Below are 6,074 nucleotides of genomic sequence, written 5' to 3' on the forward strand. Positions count from 1 at the left end.
AATTAATATTTAATAGATACTGAAAAAAGAATAAGTTAATCATACATTTTTTTACTAGATCCTCATTACTTTCCTTTCGTAAAAAATAACATAATTAGGATAATCACCCATGCATATAATTCCATTTATCTACTATATTGTTAATAATCAATCATATAAAAAAATATAGGTAGTCCCTCAATTGGAGACTACCTACATTTTTTCGTTTATATTATTCTCTTGATTTTAACTTCTGGCGATAATTTCTTTGCTAATCATTCGATTCAAATAGAGGCCTAATTCTTCCCATGAGTCTTGATCAAATACATCTTTAAAATAAAAGTATTGGCTATTGCTGTATCCGTGCGTATCAGAAATAACAATATCTGCTTCGTCATAATTTTCGGTTATTTTTAAAACGTTAGAGGTATAATTATGTCTAATCGCATTTTCGATGATTAACTTGTATTCTGGTCGATGAAAAAATTCGACATACACTTTTTGTGCTACAGGGAGCATAACAATTAAGTAGCTCGTAATAATTTGCGTAAAACTATAATTGATCTTCTCAAACGAAGGCGCCTTTCGATAATCAGAAAAGCTCTGCTCAATACATGATTCAACAAAGTATTTTATTTTGCCTCTAATAGGAGGAACTTTTACTAATGGCATGAATTTATACAAATTGAAATAATGAATAACTACAAAACGATTACACAAGCTATACAGCAATAAATAATAAGATGTCGATTCTAATTGGTAGTCTTCTGTCACCAAAGCTAACAATTGCTTACAATTTTTCACAATCGGATTAGTATTCATTGAAAAAAGATGCCTTCCCAGTTTCTCCTTTTCAACATCGCTACGTAATTCTTGTGTAAAATAATCAGCTAAAAAAGTTAAATGAATAAATTCATCATGCGAAGACCTATTTATTTTATTATTTATCTGTACATGTTTTAAGTACAAATTCAGATTGATTTCCTTATCCATAACCTCTCCTAACTGAATCACTTCCTCATCTAATTGAGATAATTTAAACCCGTTTTTTAGCGCTAATTCATAGACGGCAACTATATAATTCACTCTGCTTTTACCGATAGGGGATAATTTATCATAACGGTTTAACCCTAAATACGCTTGTGTAGACATTATTTCTTTTTCACTCATTGTTTTAAATAACCAATGACTACCTTTAGAAGCAACAGCTATGCTCAAATAATGCAAAATTCGAATTGTTGATTCATTGCCAACCAGTTGAATCATAGTCTCATCTTTCTTGGTAAACTGAATACCTAAATCAATAAATTGGAAAAGTTCCTTCAATTTGCTAAATAGTTTATAAGTGTAAGATTCACTATAAGCCAGTTCACTCGCCATAATCATAATACTAAAGGTTCTTTTTTCAAGCACAAAAAGTAATGCTTGAAATAAGCTGGCGTTCGTTAAATATCTATTTCTGAAGTCGGCCATTAATTCAACGTATTCACTACTACTTAGTTTTGGTACGAATTGAATTTCCCCTCTATTCCAAACCAAAAGCGGCTGCTTCTCCATTGAATCAGCCTGAATATCTTCCATCAAACCAAGAGTAAATTCTTTGATTTGTCTAGTCGAAAGTCCCAGTTCCTCTTCTAATAGTGCTAACGTCACACGACCTGATTCTAAATATTTCAAGATTTTCAGCTTTTGTTGTTGGGATTTTGATAAAAAAAAGTTTGCCAATACCTCAGATTGCATACTAATCCCTCCCTTTAGTTTGTTTAAATATTCCTAGAGTAATGACAAAATATATTCTATTGCAATATGGCTATATTTTGCATACCTTTTATGAAAAATTATTAATTTATTATACCTCAAGTTGTTTCGACTATTAGCATACTTTTATTTAATCCCACTAGTCGCATTCGAATCCAAAATCCAATGTTGGAATGCTAAAAAAACAAGTAAAAGCGGCATAATCGAAATCACAGAAGCGGCAATCAGCAGCGACCAATTGACATTTTCAGCTCCGACTAAGCTCCGAATAGCTATTTGAAGTGTGTATTTATTTGGATCATTCAGAACGATTAGCGGCCAGATATAATCATTCCAGCGCCACTGAAAAGAAAAAATACTTAAGGTAAAGATAATTGGTTTGGCAATTGGAAGCATAATGCTAAGAAAAATTTTCCCATCCGAAGCACCATCAATACGCGCGGATTCAATCAGTTCATTTGGTACTGAACTAAAAAAAGTCCGAAACATTAGAATACCAGTCGCTGTATTAATCGATGGAATAATGATTCCCAAGAGATTATCATATAGTCCTAGTTTTCGAATCACAGTAAATGTTGGATTCATGATAACTTCAGTTGGCAACATAGTAGTAGACAGAATACAAATGAAGAAAATACTTAACCACTTCATTTTATACTTTGCAAAAGCATAGCCACAAGTTGCACTTGCAATAACTGTCAATATGGTTGTGACAACAGCTGAAAGAAGTGTATTCATAAAATATTTAACAAAATCAAGCATCGTCCAAGCATCTAAAAAATTGGTAAAAGTGACTGATTTTGGTAATAATTTTAGCGGATAGGTGAACAGCTCACTTCCTGGTTTTAGCGAACTTAGTAAAAACCACAGTAATGGGAAAAGATACATCAAACCTAAAATAAGTAAGGCAAAAGTTAGTAGTATACTTGTTATATTTCTATCTTTTACGTGTCTTTTGCTAGTCATCTATCTTTCCTCCAATCTTCAACTGAATCAATCCTAAACATAATAAAATTAAAATAGGACCATTGAAACAGCACTTGCATAACCCACACGCATTTTATCAAATCCTGTCATGTAGATATATTGCACGATAAACATATTATCGGTACCAGGACCTCCATCTGTTAAAGATTGGACGAGCGCAAACTCTTTCATCGCTCCGATTGAAGCTAACAGTATCACCATAAATGATGTTGGCTTTAAAGCTGGCAACGTAATGTATCGAAACTTGTGCCAAAAATTCGCACCATCAATGTCAGCGGCTTCATACAATGTTTGAGGGACATTCTTTAGTGCGGCAATAAACTGAAGCATATTAAATGCGGTGCCACCCCAAATCGCTGCGAAAATTAAGACTGAAAAAGCAGCTGTCGAATTGGTAAACCAGGCGATTTGTTCAATCCCAACTTTTCCTAAAATAAAATTAACAAACCCAAAATTTTCTCCAAATAACCATTTCCAAATCACCCCCGCAATAATCCCAGAGATTGTCCAAGGTAAGAAAAAAATAATTTTAGCAATAAATGTTCCTTTGGCTAACGAACTATTTAATAATAAGGCGATAGACAGTGACATAATATAAACACTAGGGACTAGAATCACAACATATTGAAATGTCCGACCAAGCGCTTTGTAAAAACTTTTATCTTGAAAAAGTTCCTGATAATTGATTAAGCCAATAAAATTTGGTTCTGCGTAGCCTTTATAATCGGTCAAAGAATAGTATAATCCTAAAATAGCCGGAATCAGAAAGAATAGAATGAATAAGACAATATTCGTTCCTGTAAAAATCAACGGCCAAAAAGTATTGCGTTGCAGTCTCATATGTTTTCCCTCCCTAAATATTCAAAAGAGAAAAATCCGCCTTTGCAAGCATTGGATTTTTCTCTAAAGATACCCTTATTTTTTCAAAAATCCATTGTCATAATCTTTCTCTACAGCCTCAATCATTTCATCTAATGTTATTTCTTTATTTAACACTTGAACCATCTTTTCTTTATAACTACCAGTTAAACCTGAATACCCTTTTAATGTCATTGTTACTTGGTCATTCGTTTGTTTGCCACTGATAGGTTGGGCTGCTGCTGCAATTTCATTTTGATAGATTTCATATGCGTCTTGGCCATGTTCGTATTTGACAGTCATATCTTCTACTGCTGGAAGATACCCTGCATACGTACAAAGTTGCTGGTAATTTTCAGGTTGATACAACCATTCAATAAATTTCTTGCCTTCTTCACTGTTTTTACTATTTTCAAAACCAGCTAAGAAATTTCCACCCATATTTGTTGCTCGGGTTTCTTCATAAGGCATATAGACTGCTTTCCACTTGAAGCTATCAATATTCTCAGAAAAATCCGTAATTTGCCAACTACCTGAGAAATAAGCTGGAACTAAACCACTTTTGAACATAGATGCAGCATCCTCACCAGAAGTCCAGACAGATTTCGGCATTGTACCATCTTCATTCAAATCTATAAATTTTTGTAAAGCTACTTTCGTTGCCTCGTCTGTCGTATAGCTATCTTTTCCTTCATTCAAGAAGAAATCTTTTCCGCCAAATTGATAAGTGAATGCTCTCAAACGATGATCTGAATCATCCATCACCATCCCATAACGCGCGTCTGTCTTCTCTTGAATCGTTTTTAATTTATCTAAGAACTCATCCCAAGTCCAAATATCTTCCTCTGAGGTCGGATAATCAACTCCAGCTTCATCAAATAAATCTGTATTGATAAATAAACCAACAGCAGTCACATCAGTCGGAAGCCCGCGGACAATATCTTCTTCGTCTTTAATTGTCATAGATTCTAGTGTCTTTGCTTGTTTAGCTACATCACTTAAATCCATCAAGTAACTGCCCCAATCAGGCTCGATACCAGACACTCGCACTACTTCAGGCGCATCATCTGCTTGAACGGCCTTACTAATTTTTGTCCCCAAATCAGCATAAGGAACATCGGTCACTTCAACTTTGATGTTCGTCTCTTCCTCATATTTTTTGGCCATTTTTGAATAAGCATTTCCCTCTGCGGTATCCCCAGAAACAAACATTGTGATTTTTGACGAATCACTGCTAGCTTGTTTACCACAGCCACTCAAACTAAGTGCTACCATACTTAACCCTATTGCTAGAAACCCTAGATACTTTTTCATATCTCTGACCTCTTTTCCTCGGAATTTTTCAATGCGTTTATTTCTTAGTTGTATCTGGATCTGGATGTTGAGTAGGTGGTTCTTTTTTTGTTTCTTTCTCTTTTTTAGGATCTACTGGATCTGGGTGTGTAGAAACTTTTGACTCCTTTGTTGTTTGCTTGTCTTTATCATCGTTTGTCATCTTCTTATCCTCCCTTTTTCATTATAAGTTGATGGATTCTCCACCAGTTACCCCATAAATTTGTGCTGTCACATAGCTTGCTTTATTCGAAGCAAGGAAAACATAAACCGGTGCTAGCTCGACAGGTTGACCTGCTCGTCCCATTAATGAATCTTGTCCAAACTCAGGAATTTTTTCATTAGGCTGTCCCCCAGCTAATTGCAATGGTGTCCAGATAGGACCAGGTGCAACACCATTTACTCGAATTCCTTTTTCAATTAATTGTTTAGCTAATCCAATAGTAAAATTGGCAATTGCTGCTTTTGTCGTTGCATAATCCATTAAAGTTGGACTAGGATTAAAGGCTTGAACAGACGTCGTAGTGACAATAGCACCACCTGCTGGCAAGTGAGGTTCTGCAGCTTTTACAATAGCAAACATTGCAACAATATTTACCTCAAAGGTTTCTTTCACCTGTTGTACAGTTAAATCAGCCAGTTCGGTTTGGGCAATTTGTTGCGCAGCATTTAAAACTAAGGTATCTATCCCTCCTAGTTCTCGAACCGTTTCTTCTACTATTTTCTGTGCAGCTTCTTCTTCCCGTAAGTCATAGGGCAATAACACAACTTTTCGACCCGTTTTTTGAATAATTTCTGCCACTTCTTCGGCATCACGTTCTTCTCCGGGTAAAAAATTAATCGCTACATCTGCCCCTTCTCTGGCGTAAGCAATTGCAACCGCTCGTCCAATCCCAGAATCTGCTCCGGTAATTAATACGCGTCTGTTTTCTAACTGCTTTGTACCAACATAGCTTTCTTCGCCACAATCAGGTTTAGGTGTCATTTTGTCTTGAATGGCAATTCCTTCTTGATCTTGTTGAGGAAATTTTTCAGAATAATATAGTGTTCGTGGATCAGTTAAAATTGGTTCGGTCATAGTAATCTCTCCTTTGAAATAGTTCGTTTCATTTCGATTCTTACATTAGTGTATTCTTTGATAATTTTTTTCATAAAAATTT

At 35.1% G+C, this 6,074-nt stretch carries 6 protein-coding genes; all 6 read right to left on the reverse strand.

What is annotated here, in order from left to right; translation table 11 throughout:
- Window positions 1-225: 225 nt before the first annotated feature.
- A complete protein-coding gene (locus BAU17_RS00005) occupies window positions 226-1,719 on the reverse strand; it encodes a helix-turn-helix domain-containing protein (protein ID WP_161900773.1) in 1,494 nt (497 codons plus the stop codon).
- Between the two features lie 144 nt (window positions 1,720-1,863).
- Entirely contained in the window at window positions 1,864-2,703 is an 840-nt protein-coding gene (locus tag BAU17_RS00010) for a carbohydrate ABC transporter permease (RefSeq protein WP_161900774.1), read from the reverse strand.
- 48 nt (window positions 2,704-2,751) lie between these two features.
- The gene (locus tag BAU17_RS00015; protein WP_237579054.1) at window positions 2,752-3,564 is read right to left on the reverse strand and encodes a carbohydrate ABC transporter permease; all 813 of its coding nucleotides are present in this window, start codon (window positions 3,562-3,564) and stop codon (window positions 2,752-2,754) included.
- Between the two features lie 75 nt (window positions 3,565-3,639).
- On the reverse strand, window positions 3,640-4,896 hold the full coding sequence (locus BAU17_RS00020) for an ABC transporter substrate-binding protein (protein WP_161900775.1): 1,257 nt from the start codon (window positions 4,894-4,896) through the stop codon (window positions 3,640-3,642).
- Between the two features lie 37 nt (window positions 4,897-4,933).
- Window positions 4,934-5,077, reverse strand: a complete 144-nt coding sequence (locus BAU17_RS00025; RefSeq protein ID WP_161900776.1) for a hypothetical protein — start codon at window positions 5,075-5,077, stop codon at window positions 4,934-4,936.
- A 21-nt stretch (window positions 5,078-5,098) separates the two neighbouring features.
- Window positions 5,099-5,992: an SDR family oxidoreductase gene (locus tag BAU17_RS00030; protein WP_161900777.1), complete on the reverse strand. Its 894-nt coding sequence runs from the start codon at window positions 5,990-5,992 to the stop codon at window positions 5,099-5,101.
- Between the last annotated feature and the right edge of the window lie 82 nt (window positions 5,993-6,074).

Origin of the sequence: Candidatus Enterococcus willemsii (genome assembly GCF_009933335.1) — a bacterium.
GTDB classification, from domain to species: Bacteria; Bacillota; Bacilli; order Lactobacillales; family Enterococcaceae; genus Enterococcus_F; species Enterococcus_F willemsii.